Below are 22132 nucleotides of genomic sequence, written 5' to 3'. Positions count from 1 at the left end.
GGTATTGGTTCAGGGATCAAGTGCGGGGTGAACAAGTCAGTTGAGGATCAACAAGTTTATTAGCGAAACGGGGTTCTGCTCCCGGCGGGAGGCCGACAAGCTCGTGGAAAGCGGGCGGGTCACGATCAACGGGGCGGCGGCCGAGCTCGGCAGCCAGGCGGAGCTTGGCGATGACGTCCGCGTGGACGGCAAGCCGATCGGATCGCAGAAGCGCCATGTGTATATTGCGCTGAACAAGCCCGTCGGCATCACGAGCACGACGGAAGCGCAGGTGGAGGGCAACATCGTCGATTTCGTGGGGCATTCGGAGCGGATCTTCCCCATCGGCCGGCTGGACAAGGACTCGGAAGGGCTCATCCTGCTGACGAACGACGGGGATATCGTCAATAGGATTCTGAGAGCCGAGGGCAAGCACGAGAAGGAATACGTCGTTACCGTCGACCGTCCCGTCACGCCGCGGTTTCTGAAGGCGATGAGCGAGGGCGTTCGCATCCTCGGCTCGATGACGCTGCCGTGCAAGGTCGAGAAGGAGTCGGACCGCGTCTTCCGGATTACGCTGACCGAAGGGAAGAACCGCCAGATCCGCCGGATGTGCCAGACGTTTGGGTATAACGTGCGCAAGCTTCGGCGCGTGCGGATCATGAACATCCTGCTGGGGCAGCTGGCAAACGGCAAGTGGCGGGATTTGACGCAGGACGAGCTGGACAAGTTGTTCGGGCTGCTGGACTATCGTCCGGCGGAGTCGTCCGAGGAAGCGCCTTTTCCCGGGAAATAACGACAAAACCAACATCCGTTCGGGCGGCTTCGCCGGGGATGTTGGTTTTTTTGTCTGCTCGGGGGCTGATTCTATGAAAAACGCGCAGCCGCGCGGCGCGGAGGGGACGGCGGGGCCGCTTCGTCTTGCCATCCTATAAAACATGAAGTAAAATTATAAAGGATTGTCCTCGCTTTGCATAGAGGTTTTCAACAAAAAAGTAAGTTAAGCCTGCAAGAAGTAGAGTGGCCCAAGCCGCTTCGCAGCTTGGGCCGATTATTGGCATACATACCGTCGCGGTCGAATGCGCCGGACAAGCCCTCGTTACCTGCTAACGCTAACGCCCGTCATCCGGACGTGGCCGCATCCGAAGCCCATCTGGTCTTCTTCGGCGTGTTCGCGGGCAGGGCGATGGGCAAATTCGCGAATAGATAGGCGTAAGGGCGGCACAGGCCGGCGATACGGGCGCGGCCGGCTGCCCTTACGCTTTCGAAGAAAGGACCTTGCGCCATGACGAGATTGCAAGAATTGCTGCAAGCCATCACGATAACCGAAACGTTCCATGCCGGGGAGATTGAGATATCCGGCATTTCCTATCATTCGCAGAAAGTCGAACCGGGACAGCTGTTCGTCTGCATCACGGGCTACAGCACCGACGGGCATAAGTATTTGGGCGACGCGGTGAAGCGCGGCGCGGTCGCCGCGATCGTCGAGCGGATCCAGCCGGAGATCGGCGTGCCGCAGTACGTCGTGCCGAACAGCCGGATCGCCATGGCGCGGCTCGCGAGCGCGTATTACGGCCGTCCCGCCGACCGGATGACGATGATCGGCATCACGGCGACGAACGGCAAGACGAGCACGACCTACATGACGAACGCCATTCTCGAACGCCACGGCTTCAAGACGGGGATGATTGGCACGGTCATCGTCAAGATCGACGAAGAGCGGATCCCGGCCGAGCTGACGACGCCGGAATCGCTCGACCTGCAGGCGTACCTGAAACGGATGGCCGACGCCGGCGTCTCTCACGTCAGCATGGAGGTCTCCTCCGCGGCGCAGGAGACGAACCGCGTCGAGTCGGTGAACTACGACATCGTCTGCTTCAACAACCTGAGCCGCGAGCATATCGATTCGCACGGCACGTTCGAGAATTATTTCGCGGCGAAGTCCAGGCTTATCCGCGGTGCGGGCGAAAATAGCTGCGCCGTGCTGAACCTAGACGACGAATACGCGGCGTCCCTCGTCACCGAGACGCGCGCGAAGGTCGTTACGTTCGGCATGAAGAGCAGCGACGGCACGCTGCGCTGCAAGGACCTCGACCTGTCCACCGGACGGGCGAAGTTCACGGTCGAGATCATGAAGCCGTTCGAGGCGAACGGCGTCCGTCACGAGCCGGGCGAGTTCCGCGTCGAGCTGCGGATTCCGGGCTTGCACTCCGTCTATAACTCCATGGCGGCGATCGCGATCGCGCTGCTCTGCGGCGTGGCCGTGCCGACGATTCAGGAGACGCTGCGCACCTTCGGCGGCGTGGAGCGCCGCTTCCAGTTCATTCACGAGGACGCGTTCACGATCATCGACGATCACTTCGCCAATCCCGGCAACATCGACGTGACGCTGGAGACGCTTCGCTACATGGATTACGAGAATTTCCATCTCGTCTACGCGATTCGCGGCGCGCGCGGGCCGATCATCAACCGCGAGAACGCGGAATCGATCGTGAAGTGGATGAACCGGCTGGAACGCCGCGAGCTGATCGCGACGCGGAGCCGGTCGCATGTCAACCGCCACAACGTGGTGTCGGACGAAGAGACCGATGTGTTTCTCGAGGTCATGAACGAGGCGGGCATCGAGGTCAAGCTGTTCGACGAGCTGCCGGACGCGATCGGCGCGGCGCTGAGCGAAGCGAAGCGCGGCGACCTGATCCTGCTCGCGGGCTGCCAGGGCATGGATCCCGGCGCGGAGATCGCGCTGCAGCTGCTCGGGAAGCCGGGTACGGACGCGGCGGAATAAATCCGCCAGGCGCCAAGCGGAGCGCGCGAGCGGGCGGCCGGCGAGCCGGGCGCCGTACGAGGCAGGAAACCAACGAACGTCAACGAACGATTATGTCATACGATAAAGGTTGTTGAATCATGGAACGTAAACGGTTAGGGGTTCTGGGCGGCATGGGCCCGAAGGCGACGTCCGTCTTTATCGACCTCATTATCGAGAGCACGGCGGCCGACCGGGACCAGGACCATATCGACATGGTGGTGCTGAACCACGCTTCGCTGCCGGACCGGACCCACGTCATCCTCGAGAACACGGGCGAGCTGTTCCTGCGGGAGATCGAGAAGGATATCCGGCTGCTGGAATACGCGGAGGCGGCGAACATCGCCATGCCGTGCAACACCGCGCACTATTTCATTCAAGAGATGCAGGCCATGACGACGATTCCGATCATCGACATGGTGGAAGAGACGATGCGGGAAATCGTCGATACGTTCGGCCGCGGCGGCAAGGTCGGCATCCTGGCGACGAACGGCACGCTGCGCAGCGGCATCTACAGCGACTGCGCGCGCCGGTACGGCATGATTCCGCATGAGCCGGACATGGACGTGCAGCAGCAGGTCATGAATATTATTTACCGCGACATCAAGCGCGGCATCCTCAGCGACCCCGCCGAGCTGGAGGGCATCATCCGCGACATGATCGAACGCGAGGGCTGCAGCTGCGTCATCATCGCCTGCACGGAGCTGTCGATCGTCAAGCTCAGCGAGGAGGCGCGCAAGGTCAGCATCGACGCCATGGACGTGCTCGTCCGGCGGTCGATCGAGCTGTCCCTGCCCGCGCGCAAGCCCGAGCTGTCGTAACGGGGCGCGCCAAGCAAGTGAGCTGAGGCGAGCAGTCCGCCGCAGGCGGGCCGCGCGAGTGCAGGGGCACAGCGCCCGCTGCGCTGCAGCGCGAGACGAGCGCGGCGCGGCAGCCCGCCGCCAGCGAGCCGCCGCATATGCACGAAAACCGCCGGGAGCTACGCGCTCCCGGCGGTTTTCGTCATTCACTGGCCTGATTTAATTCGACGCGCCGGACGCCGATACGCTGACGCTCTTGGACGCATCCGCGTATTTCCGGATGATCGACACCTCGACGCGCCGGTTCTTCGAGCGGCCCGCCGCCGTGTCGTTGCTCGCGATCGGGCGGTATTCGCCGTAGCCGATGTTGCTGAAGTTCTTCGGATTAAGCTGCTTGTTCTCCAGTACGATGTTCATGAACCGGATCGCCCGCATGGAGCTGAGCTCCCAGTTCGATTCGAATTCGTCGTTGTGAATCGGCACGTTGTCGGTATGGCCGGAGACGACAACTTCGTAGTCGGAATACTTGGTCAGCATGTTCGAGATCTCGATGGCGAGCTTGCGCGACTCGGGCTTCACCTTGGCGCTGCCTGGCGCGAACAGCGAGCTGTCGCTGATCGTGATCGTCAGCTGCGATTGGTTGAGCTTCGTGTCCAGCTGCGCCGTGAGGCCGTTCGCCTGGATGTACTTGTCGATCTGCTTCTTCAGGTTCTCGAGATCCTGCTGCTCCTGCTTCTGCAGCGCTTGCCGGTCTTGCTCCGACATGTCCTTCGTATCCTCGCGGCGTTTGAGGTTCTGCGAGTTCTCCATCTGGTTCGCCTGCGAGATGACCGAGGATTGGTCGAGTACGCCGATGCCGCTGTTGAACGCGATGTTGAACGCCTTGCTCATGTCCTGGAACTTCTTCGAATCGGTGGAGCTCATGGCGTAGAGCACGATGAACAGCGCGAGCAGCAGCGTCAGCAGGTCGGCATACGGGATGAGCCAGGTTTCGTCGGAGTGCTCCTCGTGATGCTCTTTCTTAGGCCTTTTGCTCAATCGCCTCGGCTCCCTTCTGGCTCAGCTTGAAGCGCTCCGTCGGCGTCAGGAAGACGGACAGTTTCTGGTTGATCGCGATCGTGGAGACGCCGGATTGGATCGACAGCAGGCCTTCGACCATCATGAGGCGCAGCTCGACTTCGTTCTTCGACAGGCGCTTCAGCTTATTGGCGATCGGGTGCCATAATACGTAACCGGTGAATATACCTAAAAGAGTAGCGACGAACGCCGCGGCGATCGCGTGGGCGAGACGGCTCATGTCGCTCATGTCGGCCAGCGCCGCGATCAGGCCGATAACGGCCCCGAGCACCCCGAGCGTCGGCGCGTACATGCCGGCCTGGGAGAAGATCAGCGCGCCCGCGCGGTGGCGTTCTTCCGTCGCGGCGATGTCCTCGAGCAGAACGTCGCGGACGAGATCCTGGTCGTTGCCGTCGATGATCATCCGCATGCCGTTGCGGAGGAACGGGTCTTCGATCTCGTCGACCTTCGACTCGAGGGCAAGCAGCCCTTCGCGGCGCGTGATCGTCGCCCACTCCATGAACAGGGCGATGACTTGCTCGCGGGGTATCAGTTTTTGCACGACGAAGATCATTTTGATCAATTTCGGGAATTTTTTAAGCTCGCTCAGCGGGAAACCGATGAATAACGAGGCCGCCGTTCCGACGATAATGATGATAAAAGCGGCCGGATTTACCAGGTTTTCGATCGGGGCGCCCTTCAGGACCATCCCGAGCAGAACGGCTACGAGACCGAGCGCGATACCGATAATTGTAGATTTTTCCATGACACACCTCGTCTAGTATAAATGATGCGACTATTCGTCAACCGGCGGCTGCCGTTCAAGCCCGGAAGCGGGGTGATAGAAAAGAGAGCACGCTATTTATATCGACAAAACCGGCGCGTAGATTAGAGCTGGGCGGATGTTTTGGGCGTTTTCGTTCCAATTCGTGTAAAATAGGGAGAAGCGGCTGGAAATTAGAAGCAGAGAGGCAGGCGGCGCAAAATGGGCGTGAAGCATGCGAGAGAATACGAGGATATACTGGTGGAATTGAAGGATGCGATGCATTCGATCGGGGACGGCTACTTGTTCTTCGAGATGGAAACGTCGGAGTGGGAGGAGCTCGGCGAGGCAGAGCGGCTCGACCTGATGGAAGCGCTCGCGGACGACGTGTTTTACGCGCTCGGCGAGGACCCGGTGCTGCGCGTGGGCCAGGGCGTCGTCACGTACCGGCCGAAGCATCATATCATCGAAGTGTCCGTGGACGAGAAGGAGAGCCGGATCATCCGGTTGATCTGAGCATTGAAGACAGGGAAGGTGAGGCGGCGTGGCTAAGCTGGAGAAGCTGCCGGCGGAGGCGGCGGACCGGGCGATCGCCGGGCTTGCGGGCTGGACGCGGCAGGACGAGAAGTGGATCGCGGCCAGCTATCGGTTTGCCAGCTTTCCGGCTGCGATCGCGTTCGTCGGGCGGATCGCCGAGATCGCGGAGGAGCTGAACCATCATCCGTTCATCGCGATCGATTACAAGAAGGTGACGCTGCGGCTGACCACGTGGCATGCCGGAGGCATGACGGCGCTGGACGTTCAGTCCGCGGAGCGCTATAACGAGACATACCGAGCGTCGATCGCCGAGAACCGGTGATCGGCGTTTTTTTGGCGCTGCTTGCCCGACGCGGAGGCGTGACGGCTGCCGGCGGCGCGAGGCCGGCTCTCCATCCGGCAGGGCCCATAAGAAAAGCCCGCGGCATGCGCAGCGGCGCAGCGGCGGGCTCGGCTATCCATGCCGACGAATGACAGCGGGCGGTTTTCTTATTCTTCTGCGGACACCTTCGAGAAGAACGACAGGCTGTAAAGTGCTGCCAGACCGACAATAATGTACACGATTTTCGCCCCGACGGAATCTGATCCATCAAAAATCTCCGAAACGACATCATACTCAAAGAGCCCCACGATGAGCCAGTTCAGACCGCCGAGAATGAGCACAATCAAGCTGATGATGTTCAAAACTTTCACTGGATCCGCCTCCTTGTTGTCACTGGGTGTGACATTATTACGCATATGCGGGGAGGCGGGATTTTAGCACGTTTTCCTGCAGCGCATGCGGGGCCGCTTGCCAGGCGTCCTCAGAGCCCGTCCTCGGCCAAATAGCACATGCAGTACACGTCGACGAGCCCGGTATGCGTCTGCTTCCCGTACGTGTCGGTGATGACGAAGCCCGCCCGCTGGTAGGTGCGGATCGCGCGGACGTTCCAGGTATGCACCTCGAGGTCGATCTCGTCGCTCGGCGCGCGGCGGATCGCTTCCGCCACGATGGCCTTCACGAACGGGACGCCGAGTCCGCGGTCGCACAGGTCCGGGCGCAGACCGAGCCCGAGGCGCGTCAGCCCGAGCAGCGGGAAGAACTGCGCGAAGCCGACGAACGCCCCGCTCTCGTCCAGGACGGCGGCGTACTGCCGGTCGCGGACGAGGGGGTCGCCGAACTCCATGCCGAGCTCGAGCATGACCTGCCAGGAGGTCCAATTATAGAAGTCGAAGGGCGGCTCGTAGCGCCAGGTCGAGAGCTGCTCGGCCAGCTCCTCCGTGAGCGGCGCAACCCGGAAGCGGGGCGGCCGGGCAGGCGGTAGCGGGTGGGTCATGACGGTCGTCTCCTCGGCGGCAGCGGGGCAGCCTCGCGGGCGGGCGAGAGCGGCTCCGGCGCAAATGCGGATGTAGTTCCTCCATACTACCAAATCCGGCGGGACGAGGAAAGCGGGGCGGGACGGCGAATTAGTAGCGGTCCATGATCAGCTGCGTTTTCAGCGAATCCTGCGCGAGGAACCAGCCCTTGCTTTGCAGGAAGCTGATCAGCTGGTCGTGCTTCGCGGACGCCGTCGCCGCGCTGTCCGTCTTGAAGGAGGCTTCGACGACGTATTCCGTGCCCGTGCCGGCGGCGTTCTTGATCGGCCAGACTTCGATGTACAGCTTGAGGCCGTTCCACGTGCCTTCGGAGCGCTTGGCGAGGACGGGGCCGAAGTAACGGGCATTCTTCAGGTTGTCCGTGCCCCAGTCGTCGCGCAGCCAGTCGTTGAATTTGTCCGGCGCGTTGTTGACCATCAGGCTGCGGGCGTCGCCGATCGACGGCAGGTCCATGCCGCTATAGCCGGATTTGCTGCCCTTCTTCGTGCGGGTGATGCTGAGCGTCTTCTTCTGGTAGCCCCACTCCACCTGCGCCTCGTAGTTGTCGTCGCCGCTGTCGAAGCCGTCGCGGTTCGCTTGCGTCAGCGCGGCGTTGATGTCGTCGTTCGCGATCGCGTAGCGCTTCTTGTAGCTGAGCTCGAAGTCGTCTTCGCCTTCCGTCTTGCGGATGCGCGGGCTCCAGCCGTTGTTGTAGATCTCCTTGGCGCTGGTGTCGAGGAACGCGACGTTCATCTTCGTGACCGTGGACGGCATCGCGAAGGTGCTCAGGACGGTGCTCGTCAGCTTGAAATCCGGGCCGAGCACGGCGCTTGGATTCAGGAGCAGCTTCACCTCGTAATCCGGCACCATGTTGCTTGCCGCGTGTGCGGGCGTCGGGGCGACGCCGGCTTCCGTGACGAGCGATGCGCCCAGGGCGACGATAACGGCGGCCGTGCCTAACATGCGTTTGAACATAAATCCATCTCCTCTATCGATTGATCGGCCCTTTGCCGGGCTCGCTATGATCGTAGGGGAGATTTGTTAACGGATCCTCAATGGTAGATATAGGAATTGTAAAGGGTTGCAGAAGGGGCAAAAGCGGCCAGCGGTGCGCGCATCCCCCCAATTGCGGTATAATGCAGCTAAGGACATGCATAAGGAAAGGCGGATTGAATGAATTGACTTCCATCGTATCGTTAAAATGGCTGCTGGCCCGCTTGTATGAGGCCGATCTCGTGATGGTCGACTGCCGGTTCCAGCTCGGCAAGCCGGTCTCCGGCCGCGAGGCCTACGAAGCATCGCATATCCCGGGGGCCGTGTACCTGGACCTGGAGAAGGATCTGTCCGCGCCGGTCGAGGAGCACGGCGGGCGCCACCCGCTGCCGGACATCGCGCAGCTGACGGGGACGTTCAGCCGGGCGGGCATCGGCAATGACAAGCGCGTCATCGCGTACGACGACCAGGGCGGGGCGATGGCGTCGCGGCTCTGGTGGCTGCTCAAGTACCTCGGGCACGAAGAGGTCTACGTGCTCGACGAAGGCTTCACGGCGTGGAAGAACGCCGGGTTCCCGGTCGATGCCGAGCAGCGGGTGCTTATTCCCTCGCCGTTCTTCGCGACGGTGCAGCATAACCTGCTGGTGGAGATGGACGAGGTGCGCGAGAAGCTGGGCCGCGCCGACGTGACGCTCATCGACTCGCGCGAAGCGCCGCGCTACCGCGGCGAGGTCGAGCCGCTCGACCGCAAGGCCGGCCATATCCCGGGCGCGCTCAACCGCTTCTGGGCCGAGGGCCGCGGCGCAGGCGGCAAGTGGAAGGACGCCGAAGCGCAGGCGGCGCGGTTCGAAGGGCTGGACAAGGACCGCGAGACGATCGTGTACTGCGGCTCGGGCGTGACGGCTTGCCCGAACGTGCTGGCGCTGCGGGAAGCGGGCTTTACGAACGTGCGGTTGTACGCGGGAAGTTGGAGTGATTGGAGTTCGTATGAAGAGAACCCGGTCGCGACTGGAGACGAAGGGGATCGAAAAGACGAATAGCAGTACTTTAATGCCAAATACACCGCCATTTTGCCCAAAGGCTCTAGCGGTGTATTTGTTATGCCCCGAGGTATGAATTACAACACTACACTAAACATATAAGCGGTGCTGGGTTTATCGAATCCATCGAGGAACACTTCCGCAATCCAGTATTTGTCCGGGTATGGGATACCAACACCTTGGCCCAGTATGATATTGCGGGTGACATCATACATTCTGCCGCCATCCGTGCCCTCATCATCGTGCATAGCATCAATACCGCCGGAGAAAGTGGCAAGTGCAAATTTGGAAAGATACGGCAGCCCGGGTTTATCCACATATTCGGACGTAAAGTCAAAATGCATAAAACCTTCCGGCACTGGGGTGTCAGCCTTCATGAATCGCCCCCAAAAACCATGCCCAGGCTCAACTTCCACCCCTCGTCCAAAATGATGTCCAAACCAAACATCATGGTCAAAGCCCGATTTATACTCAGTCAAAGCATTGAGTGTGCTTGTTACATTCTTGAGGCTTGCTTTCTTCTTCTCGTAATATTCTTCGTCAGTATCGCTTTGAAATAGGCTATCATCCACACCAATAAAGCGCATTGAGGGCATTTGCTTATAATCAAAATCGTCAACTTTGAAACCAGCTTGTTGATGTTTGACCACATCGGGCATAAACAAGCACCATTGTACTTGGGCATCACAGTTTTTCAAATGATTGATATACCCAAATATCTCAACACTATCTGTGCCAGTTGGCCCAGTTTTGCCGCCTGCTACTTGTTCTCGCACATTGCGTTCGCGCATAGTGGTAAAATCGGTGAACATTCCTGTAACCTCTTGAGGAAGCCGCGCATCCAAATGTACGCCGGATAATTCCCTGTCAAAATCGTCCAACGCCTTAAACACAGGCGCATTGGCTGCACCAGATGGTTCAAGCTCCTTTAAATACATGCGAAGTCGGGCATTTTGTTGTTTGAATCGCGCTAAGATACTCTGCACTAAGATTTGCTCGTTTTAGTCAGATTTTCTTCCGCCCATTCCGAATCATCCATTAACCATCCTGTAAGCTCATCGAATACGCCTGGATTCTTCCCTCTTGCTTTTCCAGCCCAGCCAACAATCCGGTTATACTTATCGGCGGCAGTTAATTGTTCATCCTGTTGCTTGTCGATGTCATTCCAATCAATCCAATAAAATTCGTCAACAAGCCGATATGGCATGTCAAATCCTCCCTGTACGATGAAATTAATAGACAGCGGATAAAATGTACGCTACATGTCTGCTCTTAAAAAGGTTCCTACCTATGAATTTGCAACAATAGGTTAAGGAAGTCAATGGAGCGCAATCAATACAGACAGCAGCTTAGGTTAGTGAACCATAGCCGCAATTGTTCCTTGCCAAAGTCAACGGTTTAATAGAATAAAGAAATCATTCAACGTAACGTCAACAAGATTGTTCGGGAACCATTTAACGTAGAGAAATGCCCGGCGTGGCTGCTGGGAAATGTCCCGAACATAAACAACGCCCTCAGCCGCTCCTACTGGAGCAACCAAGGGCTGTTTAGTCTAACTATTATCTTGAAATTCGTTAACCTATAGGAACCGCCGAATGCGGACCCTCATGTACGGTGGTATGAGAGGTCAGGGGCTAGCCGCCCCTATCTACTTGATTATTTTTTAACCACAGGCACCCAAAATTCACCGTAGAACGTGCCGTCTCCGTTATCTTTGCGATAAGTCGCATTGGGACCGCCGATGTAAGCATAGTCAGTGATTTTGGCTAAGACTTCGCCGAAAGCACGGTAGGTCAGCTGATCGAACAAGGTTTCCTTGTCGCCATTTCCTGCGACCACGATGTACTCGCTCTCTGGAAACTCGATGATGCGCGTTGCGTCAGGTACTGATTTGCGAGCTTCTACCGCGAAATAATTCCACGGTTTGCCTTGATAAACCTCGTTGACCGACCATTCGCGATCGTCTTTTGCGGCGTCTTTGAGCTTATCGAATCGCCCGTCGGCTCGGAGCCCGTCCCAAAACTCGGCTTTTTCCTTTTGCATCGCCGGCATGTCTTGGAAATTCGACTGGATTGAAAAACCGTAAGCGGTCAATTCGAATGATTTTTTGTGTTCAAGCGCATAATTTGCCATGTGAGAGCTCCTTTTCCAAAGGTTTAATTTTCTACTTTTGTTGCGCGAAGCCACATTTCGCCGTAGCATTCACCGTCATCGGCTGCTGTGACGAATACGGAGTTGCCAGGACCGACGTATTTGTAGTCTGTGATTTCTTGAATCATGCCGCCGAAAACTTTGCCTGTGATCTCGTCGGCAAGGCTGTCTTTGTCAGCGCCTGTGCCTGGCACGACGATATAGTCGCCAGCGAGGAAATCGAGGACGACTGCGCCTTCCGCATCGAATTCACCCATCACGCCGAAGCCGCGCCAACCCTTGCCGTCGATAACGTAGTTGATTTGATATTCTTGCCCATCAGCGAGCGCGAGAAGATCGGCAAGCTTGCCGTTTTCAGTGATTTCTGCTTTTTTCGCTGCGGTTTTTGCTGCATTGCCTGCCCAATCGTTGAAGTCTTCAAGTATAACACCGAAAGCAGTCATTTTGTAATTTTCCGAGATGGTTTTGATGGAATAGTTAGACACTTTAATCACTCCTTGAGAATGTATTTCTTACAAGATTGATTCTAAGAGCTAAATGTATCAAAAAGTGATACTTTTTTTAAATCAAAATCAGCTAGACAGCTCCTATTTCTGATACAATAAAAACATGAAGAAAACGGAACGAGTGAACCTGATTATGCGCTACATTAATAACCGCGCGCATTTTACAATTGCCGAGATTCAGCGGGAGTTCAAGATTTCCCGTGCGACGGCGATCCGCGACATTAGTGAGATTCAGGCGATGGGGTTCCCGCTGACGACCGAGCTTGGGCGCGGTGGCGGCTACAATGTTCTGCAGAATCAGTATCTGCCCGCCGTCCGATTAACGACGGAAGAGCTGAAGGCGATTTTTATCAGCTTTATAGCCTCGAAAAATTCACAGCTGCCTTATCTGCAAAATCGCCGCTCAATCACCGAGAAACTCATCGGCATCGCGTCGCAAACCCAGCAAGACGAGCTGATCGAGCTGAACAATATTTTGCTTTTTGAAAATACGAACCCTGCCAATCCGAATCTTCTGGAGCTCGATGATGCGGCGCCTGCGGAGCTGAACCAGCTGATTTCGTTTGCTGTGCGGGATAAGCACTTGCGCTTGACTTATGAGCAGAGTCCTGGTTGGCCGCAGTTGATGGACGTTTACTTGCTGCATATTTTCAACTCGAACGCTCAGTGGCTGGTCGAGGTGTATGATTTTGATGCGGATGAGTTTCGTTATTTGCCTGTTGAGATGCTGCGGGATTCGGCAATTTCCGAGCGGGAGATGAAGTGGTCTGAGCAAGAGATCTTAAGCAAAAAACGGCTTCGTGCACGTGAGTCCAATCTTGTTGTGAAGCTAGATGCGACCGGGATTCAGCGCTTTAAGCGTATGCACCCGCCGGGGATAATTTTGTCCTTTACCGGGATGTTTCAGTCGAGCGGGATTTTCAATGTTCAGCTGGATGTGGCCGATGTTACGGCGCTGGCGTATTATGCGGATTGGCTTTTGTTCTTGGGAAAAGGGATCGAGTTTGAACGGATTCCTGACGAACTGCGCGTGATTTTGGAACAGCGTTTGAATCGATGCATCCGACAGCTGGAGTGATTGGATCTCGTATGAAGAGAATCCGGTCGCGACGGGCGAGGAATAAGGCCGGGCATTAACCGAGTCATAGACAAAGAAAAATACAGAGCGCGGCGATGCCGCTGCTCTGTATTTTTTTGCGCCGGCGTCCGCGCGAAGCCGGCTTCATTAAGAAGCGGTTCGCGCGAGAGGCGCTTCCGGAGGGTTCATTCGGAAGCCATCGCGATGGCTTTCGTTTCGTGCACGGTGCCGAAGGGATGTTCGGGCGGCGCATAGATCACGTAAACTTTAAGCGGCTGATGCCCCGTATTGGTGACGTTGTGCCATTTTCCGGCTGGGACCATAATCGCATAGCCGTCGGAGGCCATGGCTTGAAAATCCAAATGATCCTTGCTGTCGCCCATCTGAACAAACCCCTGACCGGCTTCGATCCGTATGAATTGGTCGGTCGTCGGATGGACCTCCAGACCGATGTCCTCGCCGACGTTAATGCTCATCAAGGTCACTTGGAGATGCTTCCCCGTCCATAAGGCGGTGCGGTAATTGGTGTTGAACTTCGCGGCATAGTCGATATTCACGACAAGCGGCAGGGGTCCGTAATCTTGCAAAGGAAAGTTTCTGAACAGAGCATTCGGATCGCAGCAGTTCCCATGGTAGGCATTCCAGGGGTACGCATGCCAAGGGGACGTATGCCAATGGTTGGCCCAGTGATTCGGATACATGAGGCGGCTCCTCCTTTCGTTACGCTGTATCCTATGCAGATGCCTAATAAAAGGGAAGCATTGCCGTTAAGGATTGAACTGCCGAGCCGTTAATGTTATGAAACCTCACGCAAATGGAAATTTTCGGGCGAGGAAACAGGATTAACGCCCTTCCGCGTGGAATGAAGTACACTTACACGCACGTGATGACTATCGCGGGAAAAAGTACATATTTCGAGAGAGGCGGCGGCAAGCATGATTCAATTTCCGAAACCGGACGTGGAGCAGTTTTTCCAAACGTATGTCATTCGCGATTTTGCGGTAGCGAAGGACGAGAAACGGCTGATCTTCAGCAGCAATCTGAACGGCCAGCCCAATCTGTGGGCGATGGACCTGCCGGATGCGTACCCGTATCCGCTGACGTACAACAACCAGAACGCGAACGCGATCGAGATCGACCCGCAGGGGCGCTTCCTGCTTGCCGGCTTCGACCGGGACGGGGACGAGAACTACCACATCTACGCGCTGCCGGCGGAAGGCGGGCATCCGCTCGAGCTGATCGAAGGCACGCCGCAGGAGAAATTTTATGCCGTGAAGCTGTCGAAGGACGGCGAGCGTCTGTACTACGTCACCTCCAAGGACAACCCCAACTACTTGAATGCGCGCGTGCGCCATCTGGCCACCGGCGACGACGAGCTGCTGTACGAAGGACGCGAGCAGCCGACGTTCCTGGAGGCGGTCAGTCCGGACGAGGACAAGTTCGTCGTGGCGAGGACGTTCGCCAACACGCATCAGCTCGGGATCCTCGTGGCCGGCGGCGAAGAGACGGTCGTATCCCCGAACCCGGAGCGGGTGCAGGTCAGCCATGATTTTCTCTTCACGGACAACGACACGCTGCTGTACGTCACCGACGTGAACCGGGACTTCGCCTACGTGATGGCCTATAATCTGGTCACCCGCGCGTATGAGACGGTGTGCGAATTCGACGGCGAAGCGGTGTCCGGCATCAAGTGGCACCGGGCGTCCGGGATGCTCTACGTCCGGACGGAGCGGGGCACGGAGCATCGCCTGTACGCGAAACCGCTGGCAGGCGGGGAGGCCGTGCCGATTCCGCTCCCGGTGGACGTCGTGGAGAAGGTCGTCGTCGCCGACTCCGGCGCGGTCTACATCCTGGGACGCGGCGCCGTGCAGCCGTTCAATCTCTACCGCTACGCGGACGGGGAGTGGACGCGGCTGACGCAGAACCGGGTCACCGGACTCGCCGAGGAGAATTTGGTCAAGCCCGACGTCGTGCGGTATGCGTCCTTCGACGGGCTTGAGATTGAAGCGCTGCTCTTCAAGGCGAAGGCCGACGTCGCGAACGGCTACACCATCTTCTGGCCGCACGGCGGGCCGCAGGCGTCGGAAGGGAAGTTCTTCCGGGCGATGTTCCAATTCATGCTGGCATACGGTTACAACATCTTCGCGCCGAATTTCCGGGGCAGCACGGGCTACGGCTCCGAGTTCGTCAAGCTCGTCGAAGGCGACTGGGGCGAAGGGCCGCGGCTCGACTGCGTGGCGGGGATGGAATGGCTGTTCGAGCAGGGCATCTCGAGCCGGGACAAGCTGTTCGTCGTGGGCGGCAGCTACGGCGGGTACATGACGCTGCTGCTGGCCGGGCGGCACGCGGATTATTTCCGGGCGGCGGTCGATATCTTCGGGCCGAGCAACCTGTTCACGTTCATCGACTCGGTGCCGGACGACTGGAAGCCGATCATGGAGCGCTGGCTCGGCCATCCGGAGCGGGATCGGGAACGGCTGACGAAGGATTCGCCGATCACGTATTTGTCGCAGATGGTCAAGCCGATGCTGGTCATTCAGGGCGCGAACGACCCGCGGGTCGTGAAGGCCGAATCGGACCAGATCGTCGCCGCCCTGCAGGCGCAAGGGACGGACGTCGATTACATGGTGCTGGACGATGAAGGGCACGGCTTCTCGAGGCGCAGCAACGAAATCGCCGTGTACCGGCGGATGCTGGCGTTCCTGAACAAGCATCGGGCTTGATCGCTCGCTCGGCGAGGCGGCGGGCCGGGCGCTTCCGGTCGTCCGCGGCGGAAAGAGTTTCGGCATAACGCGAAGAACACATCCAATGTCTGACAGCGGCGAATGCGCATACGTGATCACGATTCTCGCGATGGGAGATGGGCACGATGACCGTACGGGAGCAGTCGATATTGCAGGCAGCCGGCAATACCCTCCGGGCCGCGGACCGGGAGATCCCGATTCTCGGCCGGATCGACGAGCCGCTGATTCTGATCCTGAAGCATGTCTTAAGCTGCGCGGAGTGCGATGCGCTGATCGGCTTGGCCCGGGACCGCATGCGGCGGGCGAGAACGGGCCGGACCCGCGCCGTCGGCGATGTCCGCACGGGCCGCGGCACGTTCCTCGAGGAGAACGAGAACGAATGGGTGCGCGCGATCGAGCTTCGGCTCGCCAGCCTGATGGGCGTACCCGCCGCCCACGCCGAGCCGCTGCAGATTCTGCATTACCGGCCCGGCGAGGAATACCGGCCACACCTGGATTATTTCACGGCGGACCAGGTCGCGAACAATCGGATCAGCACCATGATCATGTACTTGAACGACGTGGAGGAAGGCGGGGAGACGGCGTTTCCGGAGCTGCGTTTCGCGGTGGCGCCGAAGAAGGGCAACGCCGTGTACTTTGAATATTTTTACCGGGACCCGCGGCTGAACGAGCTGACGCTGCACGCAGGCGCGCCCGTAGCGGCGGGAGAGAAGTGGATCGCCACCCAGTGGATGCGGCGGCAGCGGTACCGGGAGCTGTAGCGGCAGGCCGAATTAGACAACCGCCCCCATCGCAGGGCGGTTGTTTTGTCGCGGCCAATATGGCTGATATAGCCGATATAGCCGATATGGAGGATGCCGCGTCAGCCGTCTTGCTTCGCCGCCTGCCCGTCTTCCCCGGTCAGCGTCAGCTCGACGACCGTATTCCGTTCGTCCGGGAGCGGGTACGTGAAGTGCTCCGGCCGGGCGAAGTTGAAGAAGGCGTCCTGCTCGTACAGGGCGGCATTCCACGGACGCGTCACGAACACTTCCGAGCCGTCGGCGAGCAGCCGCGCCTGCTTGATCCGTCCCGCCAGGCCGGCGAGGTTGACGGGGCCGATGCTCTCCTCGAACAGATGCGCGTACAGCTTGTCGCCGCGCTGCGTGTAGCGGCCCCATTCCGGCTTCGGCAGATCGGCCGGGCCGCAGCCGTAGATGCTGTCCCCGTTCCGGCGCATCCAGCGGCCGACCTCCTCGAGCACGTCCAGCGACGGCTGCGGGATTTCGCCCTTCGCGTCGGGCCCGACGTTCAGGAGCAGGTTGCCGTTCTTGCTCACGCATTCCACGAGCTTGCGGATGACCGTCTTGGCGGACTTGTAGACGTGGTCGGCCGCGCTGTAGCCCCAGTTGTTGTTCAGCGTGATGCACGCTTCCCACGGAATGGAGCGGCCGGCCCGGTCCGTCACGCCGCGCGGCGGAATGATCTGCTCCGGCGAAGCGAAGTCGCCCGCGTACGGGGTCGGCTGCTCCGAATAGATCGAGCCGCCCTCTTCGCCGCTCGCGTCCAGCCGGTTGTCCACGATGAGATGCGGCTGCACGGCGCGGATCGTCTCCATCAGCGCGCTCGCCCGCCACGCCTCGCCCCGCAGCTCGTCGTAGGAGAAATCGAACCACATGATGTCGAGCTTGCCGTAATTCGTCAGCAGCTCGCGGACTTGCCCGTGCATGTAGTCGAGGTACCGGTCGAAGCTGCCGGGCTCCCGCTTGTACGCCGGATTGTCGCGCATCGGGTGGATGCGGTCGCCGTAGGCCGGATAGTCCGGGTGATGCCAGTCCAGCAGCGAGTAGTAGAGGCCGACCTTCAGCCCTTCCGCGCGGAAGGCGTCCAGGAACTCGCGGACGAGGTCGTGCCCGGCCTTCGTGCGGGTCGACTTGTAGTCGGTCAGCGCGCTGTCGAACAGGCAGAAGCCGTCGTGATGCTTGGCCGTCAGCACCGCGTACTTCATGCCGGCCGCCTTCGCCGTCTTGGCCCATGCCTTGGGGTCGTAGCGGTCGGGGTTGAAGTCGTCGAAGTACGCCTGGTACGCCTCGCTGGTGATCCGCTCCGCGTTACGCACCCACTCCCCGCGCGCGGGTATCGCGTATAAGCCCCAATGAATGAACATGCCGAAGCGGTCGTGCAGAAACCATCTCGTCCGTTCCGTTCGCTGCTCGATATACGATTGCGTCGTCATTCGCCTCATGCCTCCCCGAATGTTATGGTCTTGATACAACCAGTCTACCAACGGCGGTCCCGGGGCGTATAGGCACGAAGCTAAGGTCTATGGGGATGAAACGAACGCGTTGAGCGCGCTTTCAGCCGCTCCCGTTCTCCTTCGACCGCGACCCGATCAGATAGCCGATGATCGTCGATTCCACGGGGATGACGATGAGCGTCCACATGTCCTTCAGGCCGAGATCGGGCGAGCGGTACCGGTCGGGCGTGAGCGTGTAGACGAGGGCGATGAGCAGCACGCCGAGCGCGATCGTGCCCACGATGTACAGGCGGACGTTCTCCCCCGAGCCGAAGAATCGGCCGAGGAAGCCGAGTTCCGCCTTGCGCTTGTCGTTCTCCGCGTTGGCTGCGATGATTTTGCTCGCGACCTTGGGGTCCTGGAGCTCGATTTTGTTCATGGGCTGTCGACCCCCTCGCCCGAATAGAACGTGAACGCGAGCGCCCACGACGTCGCGTCGTAGCTGATCGTCGCCTCGTAGCGCAGCGAGAGCTTGCGATTGTGCAGCACGCCGAGATGGATCATATCCGGGGCGCCGGTCGGCTTGCCCCGCGGGAAATTGACGCACGCGATGCGCACTTCGTTATAGCGGACCAGCCGGATGTCCGTCATATAGTCGCCGCGCTCCGGGTCATGCTCGATGCAGAAGACAAAGGTCAGCGGATCGTTCTCCTCCGACAGCACGACCTCGATGGGGTTCATCCCGTACGCGAACACGCGGCCGTGGTAGGCGACCTCGAAGCCGCCGGACGTTATTTTCATCAGCGATCCCTCCGTAACGGTCAGTCGTACGAGCTTCCTGCTTTCATTGTACGAGCGCGGGGCGGGGTTCATGCCACGGAAGGGAGCGCGGGCGGGAAAAGACCGGAAGCTGCGGGTGCCGGGCGGGCCGAAATTTTTTTGCGCGGACGGCGGGAAATCGCCAACGGTTGGCGAGTACCGTCGTTATCCTGATTGTAAGCCATTAACCGAATGGAGGCGTTTGGGAATGAGCGAGGCTGTGCAAGGGTCGACGATCGAAAACTTAGGGGTACTCGATTTGACCGGCAAGACGGCGGAAGGATTGGCGGGCATCTCGCTGATCCATAACGTGGGGCTCATGATCGTGCCGAATTCGCTGGCCGATGCCGTAATGCGGATTCCGCAGAAGAACGTGGGCTCCACGCTGCAGCTCCCGGAAGAAGCGGGCAGCGGCAAGCTGAAGGTATTCACCGGGCAAATCTCGCTCAGCGGGGAGTCGCTGGCGAACGCGGGCGGATCACCCGACGATATCCTCGTCGTGGCGGGGCAGGCGCTCATCACGTCCCGCATCGACGCGGTCGGGTACCGCGAGATGATCGTCATGGGCCAGCTGATAGCGCCCAAGTCGTCGGAATCGGCGCTGTCCGGCGCCCTGACGCGGATGATGGGCCAGGTGTGCTACTACAAAGGCGCTGTGCCGCGCGTCATTCTCGACCGCGAATCGTACTCCCGCGCGTTCCTGGAGCTGCTCGACCAGCCGATCACGCTGGTCGTGCTCGGCGATTGCGAGTTCGAGGCCGACGTGGACGCCGCGCTCATGAAAGCGAAGGTCAGCGAGCTGGTCATCCTCGGCACGGTCCGGGCGCCCAAGCCGCTGATTCCGCTCGTGCAGCTGCTGGCCGAGACGAAGCTGGGCGATATCGTCGCCACGGACGACCAAGCCGGCTCGCAAGGAGCGTAGCCTGTGGACCGGGCGCTCTTCCGCGAGCTGTACGCCGCGCACGCCAAGCCGATCTTCGCCTTCCTGCTCGCCCGGACGAACGATCGGGAGCTGGCGGCCGACCTGCTGCAGGACGTGTTCCTGAAGACGTGGAACCGGATAGAGGCCGTCGCGGCGGTGCCGGCGGATGAACGGCTGTACTGGCTGTTCGCCGTCGCCTCGAACCGGCTGAAGGATCAATACCGGCGCAGCGCGAACCGGAAGCGGGCGGAGGAGCGGCTGGAAGCGGGGCCTGGCGCGGCGCCCGGCGCGGCGCCCGGCGACCTGTCCGGCGTGCTGGCGGGCCGGGAGCGGATGCGCGAGCTGGAGGCGCAGATCGGCCGGCTCCCGGAGGAGCTGCGCGGCCTGCTGCTGATGAAGGTGCTCGGCGGGCTGAGCAGCGTGCAGATCGGCGCCGCTATGGGGCTGCCGGCGGGCACGGTGCGTTACAAAATCTCGCAGGCAAGGAAGCTGCTCGCCGACGGGCTGCGGCTGATCGAGACGGCGCCGGCCGGCGCGGGGAGGGAGGTCAACGAGCATGCATGACGACGAACAGCGGCTGAATCCCGACGAGGAGCGGGCCCTCGACGGGCTGCTGGGCGAATGGGCGGAAGGGCTCTGGGCCGAGCTGGGATTGGCGGAGCCCGCGCTGCCGGAGGAGCCGGTCGTCCTGTCCGGGGACTTGGGGTACGCGTGGTGGCGCGCATTCCACGAGCGCGTGCCGTATCATAACGGCACCGTGCCGCACCCGGCGTGGCCGAAGGCGGTGTAGCGGCCGCGGCCGGAGCGGCGACGGGCTGGCCGCAGCGGGGTCGCCGCTGAGCAGCGCGGCGTCCGCGACGCGCGGCTGCCGGCATCGGCGCCGGGCTGGCCGGAGCGGGGCCGTCGCTGAACAGCGCGGCGTCCGCGACACGCGGCAAGGCGTGCCGGTAACGGCGCCGAGAGCGGCCGAAGCCGGCACGCCGGGGCAAGGCAGAGCGGATCGTCGCTCTGCTTTTTTGCGTTTCCCCGCCAATTAATAGTTGCAATACCATCCTATACGGCATATACTGCAATTAGTTGCAATAACATTCTATATCGCAGACAGCCAATTAGTTGCACTATATGAAAGGCAGGTGAACTATATGGACACGGATTGGAGAGCGGACGCGGGCCCGATGGCGTCGCACGGCAAGTACATCTCGGCGATTTACCGCCACATGCAGATGCTGATCGCCGCGGAGCTGGCGCCCTACCGGATCGGCAGCGGCCAGTATATCTTCCTGATGGCCATTGCCGCCGGGAAGAAGACGACGCAGAAGGCGCTGAGCGAGGAGCTGCTCATCGACAAGACGACGACCGCGAAGGCGATCGCGAAGCTGGAGGCCGAAGGCTACGTGCGCCGGGAGCCGGATCCTGCGGACAACCGCTACCACCTGCTCGAGCTGACGGACGCCGGCCGGGCGGTCGTGCCGAAGGTGCAGGAAGGGCTGAACCGCGTCCGGGACATTGCCCGGGAGGGCATCACGGACGAAGAGTACGCGCTCATGACCGGATTGTTGAAGAAGGTGCTGCGCAACGTAAGCCGATAACGGGAGGCGATTGCGCATGGATTCGAACGGGACATTAGCCGATGTGCTGCTGGCATGGGAAGGGGTATCGTCGCAGCCCCATCGGTACGGCGGGATCGAGTTTCGGGTCGCGGGGAAGGAAATCGGGCATCTGCACGGCGAGCAGCTCTTCGACGCGCCGCTGCCGCGGGCAGAGAGGGACGCCTGGATCGCCGCCGGCAAGGCAGAGCCGCATCACATCTATCCGGATTCGGGCTGGGTGTCGGTATACCTGAGGACAAAGGAAGACGAGGCGCATGCCGCGGAGATCGCGCGCGCCAATTACGAACGCCTGCGGAAAGGGGAGACGGAAGCATGATCATGGAGGCGCAACCGTTTATCGTGGTGGATCGTTGCAAGGAGAAGATCGAATTTTACCGGGACGTGCTCGGCGGGGAGATTACGATTCTGCGCAAGCAGGGGGACGACGTCTTCAACGCGGACCTGCATGTGGACGGCTGCACGCTCAAGTTCGCCGACACGAAGGCGGCGAGGCCGGCGCAGCAGGGCGACTACGTGCGGGTCTTCCTGAAGCTCGCCGCGGAAGACGGCTTCCGCAGCGTCTACGGCCGGTTCGCGGACGGCGGCCGCGTGCTGACGGAGCCGTACGAGGCGCCGTTCAACGGCCTGCTCGCCATCGTCGCCGACCGGAACGGCGTCTGCTGGGTGCTCCCCTACTACCGCGAGTAGCGGCGGACGGGACGCGATTCACCGAAGCAAGAGCCGGCAAGCCGCTCATGATTGGGGGGCTTGCCGGCTCTTGCTAGCTTCTCGCTCCGTCATGGCG

General features: G+C 60.1%; 28 protein-coding genes. 15 read left to right on the top strand and 13 right to left on the bottom strand.

The features are described from left to right. Nucleotides 1–40 precede the first annotated feature (40 nt). The 3 genes from rluF (at nucleotide 41) to ACFPB1_RS21225 (ending at nucleotide 3603) form a co-directional block, all read left to right on the top strand. A complete protein-coding gene (gene rluF / locus ACFPB1_RS21235; RefSeq protein ID WP_379228104.1) occupies nucleotides 41–775 on the top strand; it encodes a 23S rRNA pseudouridine(2604) synthase RluF in 735 nt (244 codons plus the stop codon). Nucleotides 776–1264: 489 nt separating this feature from the next. Beyond that, entirely contained in the window at nucleotides 1265–2764 is a 1500-nt protein-coding gene (locus tag ACFPB1_RS21230) for a Mur ligase family protein (protein ID WP_379228102.1), read from the top strand. A 119-nt stretch (nucleotides 2765–2883) separates the two neighbouring features. Next, on the top strand, nucleotides 2884–3603 hold the full coding sequence (locus ACFPB1_RS21225) for an aspartate/glutamate racemase family protein (RefSeq protein WP_379228101.1): 720 nt from the start codon (nucleotides 2884–2886) through the stop codon (nucleotides 3601–3603). A gap of 198 nt (nucleotides 3604–3801) precedes the next feature. Here ACFPB1_RS21225 and motB read toward each other — a convergent pair whose 3' ends face one another. Both motB and motA read right to left on the bottom strand, forming a co-directional pair. Next, on the bottom strand, nucleotides 3802–4620 hold the full coding sequence (gene motB / locus ACFPB1_RS21220) for a flagellar motor protein MotB (protein ID WP_379228099.1): 819 nt from the start codon (nucleotides 4618–4620) through the stop codon (nucleotides 3802–3804). Then, on the bottom strand, nucleotides 4604–5404 hold the full coding sequence (gene motA, locus ACFPB1_RS21215; RefSeq protein ID WP_379228098.1) for a flagellar motor stator protein MotA: 801 nt from the start codon (nucleotides 5402–5404) through the stop codon (nucleotides 4604–4606). The genes motB and motA overlap by 17 nt, the downstream gene beginning before the upstream one ends. Before the next feature lie 219 nt (nucleotides 5405–5623). On the opposite strand from motA, the gene ACFPB1_RS21210 reads away from it, so the two are divergent. Both ACFPB1_RS21210 and ACFPB1_RS21205 read left to right on the top strand, forming a co-directional pair. Then, a complete protein-coding gene (locus ACFPB1_RS21210) occupies nucleotides 5624–5917 on the top strand; it encodes a hypothetical protein (RefSeq protein WP_379228097.1) in 294 nt (97 codons plus the stop codon). Nucleotides 5918–5945: 28 nt separating this feature from the next. Next, the gene (locus tag ACFPB1_RS21205) at nucleotides 5946–6260 is read left to right on the top strand and encodes a 4a-hydroxytetrahydrobiopterin dehydratase (protein ID WP_379228096.1); all 315 of its coding nucleotides are present in this window, start codon (nucleotides 5946–5948) and stop codon (nucleotides 6258–6260) included. Nucleotides 6261–6427: 167 nt separating this feature from the next. Here the strand turns inward: ACFPB1_RS21205 and ACFPB1_RS21200 are convergent, their stop codons facing one another. The 3 genes from ACFPB1_RS21200 to ACFPB1_RS21190 all read right to left on the bottom strand — a co-directional run bounded on the left by ACFPB1_RS21200 (nucleotide 6428) and on the right by ACFPB1_RS21190 (nucleotide 8248). Then, the gene (locus ACFPB1_RS21200) at nucleotides 6428–6631 is read right to left on the bottom strand and encodes a DUF378 domain-containing protein (protein ID WP_090647403.1); all 204 of its coding nucleotides are present in this window, start codon (nucleotides 6629–6631) and stop codon (nucleotides 6428–6430) included. A gap of 110 nt (nucleotides 6632–6741) precedes the next feature. Beyond that, complete coding sequence (locus ACFPB1_RS21195; protein WP_379228095.1) at nucleotides 6742–7254, bottom strand: GNAT family N-acetyltransferase; 513 nt, start codon at nucleotides 7252–7254, stop codon at nucleotides 6742–6744. Between the two features lie 130 nt (nucleotides 7255–7384). Next, nucleotides 7385–8248, bottom strand: coding sequence for a hypothetical protein (locus ACFPB1_RS21190; protein WP_379228094.1), 864 nt, complete (start codon nucleotides 8246–8248; stop codon nucleotides 7385–7387). Between the two features lie 203 nt (nucleotides 8249–8451). Here ACFPB1_RS21190 and ACFPB1_RS21185 point away from each other — a divergent pair, with 203 nt between their 5' ends. Continuing rightward, nucleotides 8452–9306: a sulfurtransferase gene (locus ACFPB1_RS21185; RefSeq protein WP_379228123.1), complete on the top strand. Its 855-nt coding sequence runs from the start codon at nucleotides 8452–8454 to the stop codon at nucleotides 9304–9306. A gap of 77 nt (nucleotides 9307–9383) precedes the next feature. Here the strand turns inward: ACFPB1_RS21185 and ACFPB1_RS21180 are convergent, their stop codons facing one another. From ACFPB1_RS21180 to ACFPB1_RS21165, 4 genes are all read right to left on the bottom strand, one after another. After that, nucleotides 9384–10292 carry a hypothetical protein gene (locus ACFPB1_RS21180; protein ID WP_379228093.1) on the bottom strand — a complete coding sequence of 303 codons (909 nt, stop codon included), beginning with the start codon at nucleotides 10290–10292 and terminating at the stop codon, nucleotides 9384–9386. After that, nucleotides 10292–10513, bottom strand: a complete 222-nt coding sequence (locus ACFPB1_RS21175) for a hypothetical protein (protein WP_379228092.1) — start codon at nucleotides 10511–10513, stop codon at nucleotides 10292–10294. Before ACFPB1_RS21175 ends, ACFPB1_RS21180 begins: the two co-directional genes overlap by 1 nt. Before the next feature lie 449 nt (nucleotides 10514–10962). Then, a complete protein-coding gene (locus ACFPB1_RS21170; RefSeq protein WP_379228091.1) occupies nucleotides 10963–11439 on the bottom strand; it encodes a GyrI-like domain-containing protein in 477 nt (158 codons plus the stop codon). A 23-nt stretch (nucleotides 11440–11462) separates the two neighbouring features. Further along, nucleotides 11463–11942 (bottom strand): hypothetical protein, encoded by a 480-nt coding sequence (locus ACFPB1_RS21165; protein ID WP_379228090.1) that lies wholly within the window; start codon nucleotides 11940–11942, stop codon nucleotides 11463–11465. A gap of 142 nt (nucleotides 11943–12084) precedes the next feature. Here ACFPB1_RS21165 and ACFPB1_RS21160 point away from each other — a divergent pair, with 142 nt between their 5' ends. After that, on the top strand, nucleotides 12085–13041 hold the full coding sequence (locus ACFPB1_RS21160; protein WP_379228089.1) for a helix-turn-helix transcriptional regulator: 957 nt from the start codon (nucleotides 12085–12087) through the stop codon (nucleotides 13039–13041). A gap of 185 nt (nucleotides 13042–13226) precedes the next feature. Here the strand turns inward: ACFPB1_RS21160 and ACFPB1_RS21155 are convergent, their stop codons facing one another. Further along, complete coding sequence (locus tag ACFPB1_RS21155; protein WP_379228088.1) at nucleotides 13227–13742, bottom strand: cupin domain-containing protein; 516 nt, start codon at nucleotides 13740–13742, stop codon at nucleotides 13227–13229. 234 nt (nucleotides 13743–13976) lie between these two features. Here ACFPB1_RS21155 and ACFPB1_RS21150 point away from each other — a divergent pair, with 234 nt between their 5' ends. Together ACFPB1_RS21150 and ACFPB1_RS21145 are read left to right on the top strand one after the other, a co-directional pair. Next, the gene (locus tag ACFPB1_RS21150; protein ID WP_379228087.1) at nucleotides 13977–15764 is read left to right on the top strand and encodes a S9 family peptidase; all 1788 of its coding nucleotides are present in this window, start codon (nucleotides 13977–13979) and stop codon (nucleotides 15762–15764) included. 146 nt (nucleotides 15765–15910) lie between these two features. Beyond that, on the top strand, nucleotides 15911–16546 hold the full coding sequence (locus ACFPB1_RS21145; protein WP_379228086.1) for a 2OG-Fe(II) oxygenase: 636 nt from the start codon (nucleotides 15911–15913) through the stop codon (nucleotides 16544–16546). Nucleotides 16547–16647: 101 nt separating this feature from the next. On the opposite strand, the gene ACFPB1_RS21140 is transcribed toward ACFPB1_RS21145, so the two are convergent. The 3 genes from ACFPB1_RS21140 to ACFPB1_RS21130 form a co-directional block, all read right to left on the bottom strand. Continuing rightward, nucleotides 16648–18006, bottom strand: coding sequence for an alpha-L-fucosidase (locus ACFPB1_RS21140; protein ID WP_379228085.1), 1359 nt, complete (start codon nucleotides 18004–18006; stop codon nucleotides 16648–16650). A gap of 112 nt (nucleotides 18007–18118) precedes the next feature. Further along, on the bottom strand, nucleotides 18119–18436 hold the full coding sequence (locus ACFPB1_RS21135) for a hypothetical protein (RefSeq protein ID WP_379228084.1): 318 nt from the start codon (nucleotides 18434–18436) through the stop codon (nucleotides 18119–18121). Then, complete coding sequence (locus tag ACFPB1_RS21130) at nucleotides 18433–18798, bottom strand: DUF6864 domain-containing function (RefSeq protein WP_379228083.1); 366 nt, start codon at nucleotides 18796–18798, stop codon at nucleotides 18433–18435. The genes ACFPB1_RS21135 and ACFPB1_RS21130 overlap by 4 nt, the downstream gene beginning before the upstream one ends. Nucleotides 18799–19024: 226 nt before the next feature. Here ACFPB1_RS21130 and ACFPB1_RS21125 point away from each other — a divergent pair, with 226 nt between their 5' ends. The 6 genes from ACFPB1_RS21125 (at nucleotide 19025) to ACFPB1_RS21100 (ending at nucleotide 22035) form a co-directional block, all read left to right on the top strand. Further along, nucleotides 19025–19738 (top strand): hypothetical protein, encoded by a 714-nt coding sequence (locus ACFPB1_RS21125; protein WP_379228082.1) that lies wholly within the window; start codon nucleotides 19025–19027, stop codon nucleotides 19736–19738. 3 nt (nucleotides 19739–19741) lie between these two features. Then, nucleotides 19742–20302, top strand: a complete 561-nt coding sequence (locus ACFPB1_RS21120) for an RNA polymerase sigma factor (RefSeq protein WP_379228081.1) — start codon at nucleotides 19742–19744, stop codon at nucleotides 20300–20302. Continuing rightward, nucleotides 20295–20528 carry a hypothetical protein gene (locus tag ACFPB1_RS21115; RefSeq protein WP_379228080.1) on the top strand — a complete coding sequence of 78 codons (234 nt, stop codon included), beginning with the start codon at nucleotides 20295–20297 and terminating at the stop codon, nucleotides 20526–20528. The genes ACFPB1_RS21120 and ACFPB1_RS21115 overlap by 8 nt, the downstream gene beginning before the upstream one ends. Before the next feature lie 352 nt (nucleotides 20529–20880). Then, complete coding sequence (locus ACFPB1_RS21110) at nucleotides 20881–21327, top strand: MarR family winged helix-turn-helix transcriptional regulator (RefSeq protein ID WP_379228078.1); 447 nt, start codon at nucleotides 20881–20883, stop codon at nucleotides 21325–21327. A 16-nt stretch (nucleotides 21328–21343) separates the two neighbouring features. Continuing rightward, nucleotides 21344–21664 carry a luciferase family protein gene (locus ACFPB1_RS21105; RefSeq protein WP_379228077.1) on the top strand — a complete coding sequence of 107 codons (321 nt, stop codon included), beginning with the start codon at nucleotides 21344–21346 and terminating at the stop codon, nucleotides 21662–21664. Next, nucleotides 21661–22035 (top strand): VOC family protein, encoded by a 375-nt coding sequence (locus ACFPB1_RS21100; RefSeq protein WP_379228076.1) that lies wholly within the window; start codon nucleotides 21661–21663, stop codon nucleotides 22033–22035. Before ACFPB1_RS21105 ends, ACFPB1_RS21100 begins: the two co-directional genes overlap by 4 nt. Nucleotides 22036–22132: the final 97 nt, after the last annotated feature.

Origin of the sequence: Paenibacillus sp. GCM10023250, assembly GCF_042653205.1 — a bacterium.
Lineage (GTDB): Bacteria > Bacillota > Bacilli > Paenibacillales > Paenibacillaceae > Paenibacillus_Z.
Note: the sequence above shows the minus strand (reverse complement) of the source record. Positions and strands in the feature narration are given on the sequence as shown.

Bases quoted from the DNA above. Each gene is read 5' to 3' on its own strand.
- ACFPB1_RS21150 (WP_379228087.1), top strand. From the start codon at position 13,977: ATGATTCAATTTCCGAAACCGGACGTGGAGCAGTTTTTCCAAACGTAT.
- ACFPB1_RS21195 (WP_379228095.1), bottom strand. From the start codon at position 7,254: ATGACCCACCCGCTACCGCCTGCCCGGCCGCCCCGCTTCCGGGTTGCG.
- ACFPB1_RS21140 (WP_379228085.1), bottom strand. From the start codon at position 18,006: ATGAGGCGAATGACGACGCAATCGTATATCGAGCAGCGAACGGAACGG.
- motA (WP_379228098.1), bottom strand. From the start codon at position 5,404: ATGGAAAAATCTACAATTATCGGTATCGCGCTCGGTCTCGTAGCCGTT.
- ACFPB1_RS21125 (WP_379228082.1), top strand. From the start codon at position 19,025: ATGAGCGAGGCTGTGCAAGGGTCGACGATCGAAAACTTAGGGGTACTC.
- ACFPB1_RS21135 (WP_379228084.1), bottom strand. From the start codon at position 18,436: ATGAACAAAATCGAGCTCCAGGACCCCAAGGTCGCGAGCAAAATCATC.
- ACFPB1_RS21190 (WP_379228094.1), bottom strand. From the start codon at position 8,248: ATGTTCAAACGCATGTTAGGCACGGCCGCCGTTATCGTCGCCCTGGGC.
- ACFPB1_RS21155 (WP_379228088.1), bottom strand. From the start codon at position 13,742: ATGTATCCGAATCACTGGGCCAACCATTGGCATACGTCCCCTTGGCAT.
- ACFPB1_RS21130 (WP_379228083.1), bottom strand. From the start codon at position 18,798: ATGAAAATAACGTCCGGCGGCTTCGAGGTCGCCTACCACGGCCGCGTG.
- ACFPB1_RS21145 (WP_379228086.1), top strand. From the start codon at position 15,911: ATGACCGTACGGGAGCAGTCGATATTGCAGGCAGCCGGCAATACCCTC.
- ACFPB1_RS21230 (WP_379228102.1), top strand. From the start codon at position 1,265: ATGACGAGATTGCAAGAATTGCTGCAAGCCATCACGATAACCGAAACG.
- ACFPB1_RS21210 (WP_379228097.1), top strand. From the start codon at position 5,624: ATGGGCGTGAAGCATGCGAGAGAATACGAGGATATACTGGTGGAATTG.
- ACFPB1_RS21110 (WP_379228078.1), top strand. From the start codon at position 20,881: ATGGACACGGATTGGAGAGCGGACGCGGGCCCGATGGCGTCGCACGGC.
- ACFPB1_RS21225 (WP_379228101.1), top strand. From the start codon at position 2,884: ATGGAACGTAAACGGTTAGGGGTTCTGGGCGGCATGGGCCCGAAGGCG.
- ACFPB1_RS21115 (WP_379228080.1), top strand. From the start codon at position 20,295: ATGCATGACGACGAACAGCGGCTGAATCCCGACGAGGAGCGGGCCCTC.
- ACFPB1_RS21100 (WP_379228076.1), top strand. From the start codon at position 21,661: ATGATCATGGAGGCGCAACCGTTTATCGTGGTGGATCGTTGCAAGGAG.
- ACFPB1_RS21175 (WP_379228092.1), bottom strand. From the start codon at position 10,513: ATGCCATATCGGCTTGTTGACGAATTTTATTGGATTGATTGGAATGAC.
- ACFPB1_RS21170 (WP_379228091.1), bottom strand. From the start codon at position 11,439: ATGGCAAATTATGCGCTTGAACACAAAAAATCATTCGAATTGACCGCT.
- ACFPB1_RS21105 (WP_379228077.1), top strand. From the start codon at position 21,344: ATGGATTCGAACGGGACATTAGCCGATGTGCTGCTGGCATGGGAAGGG.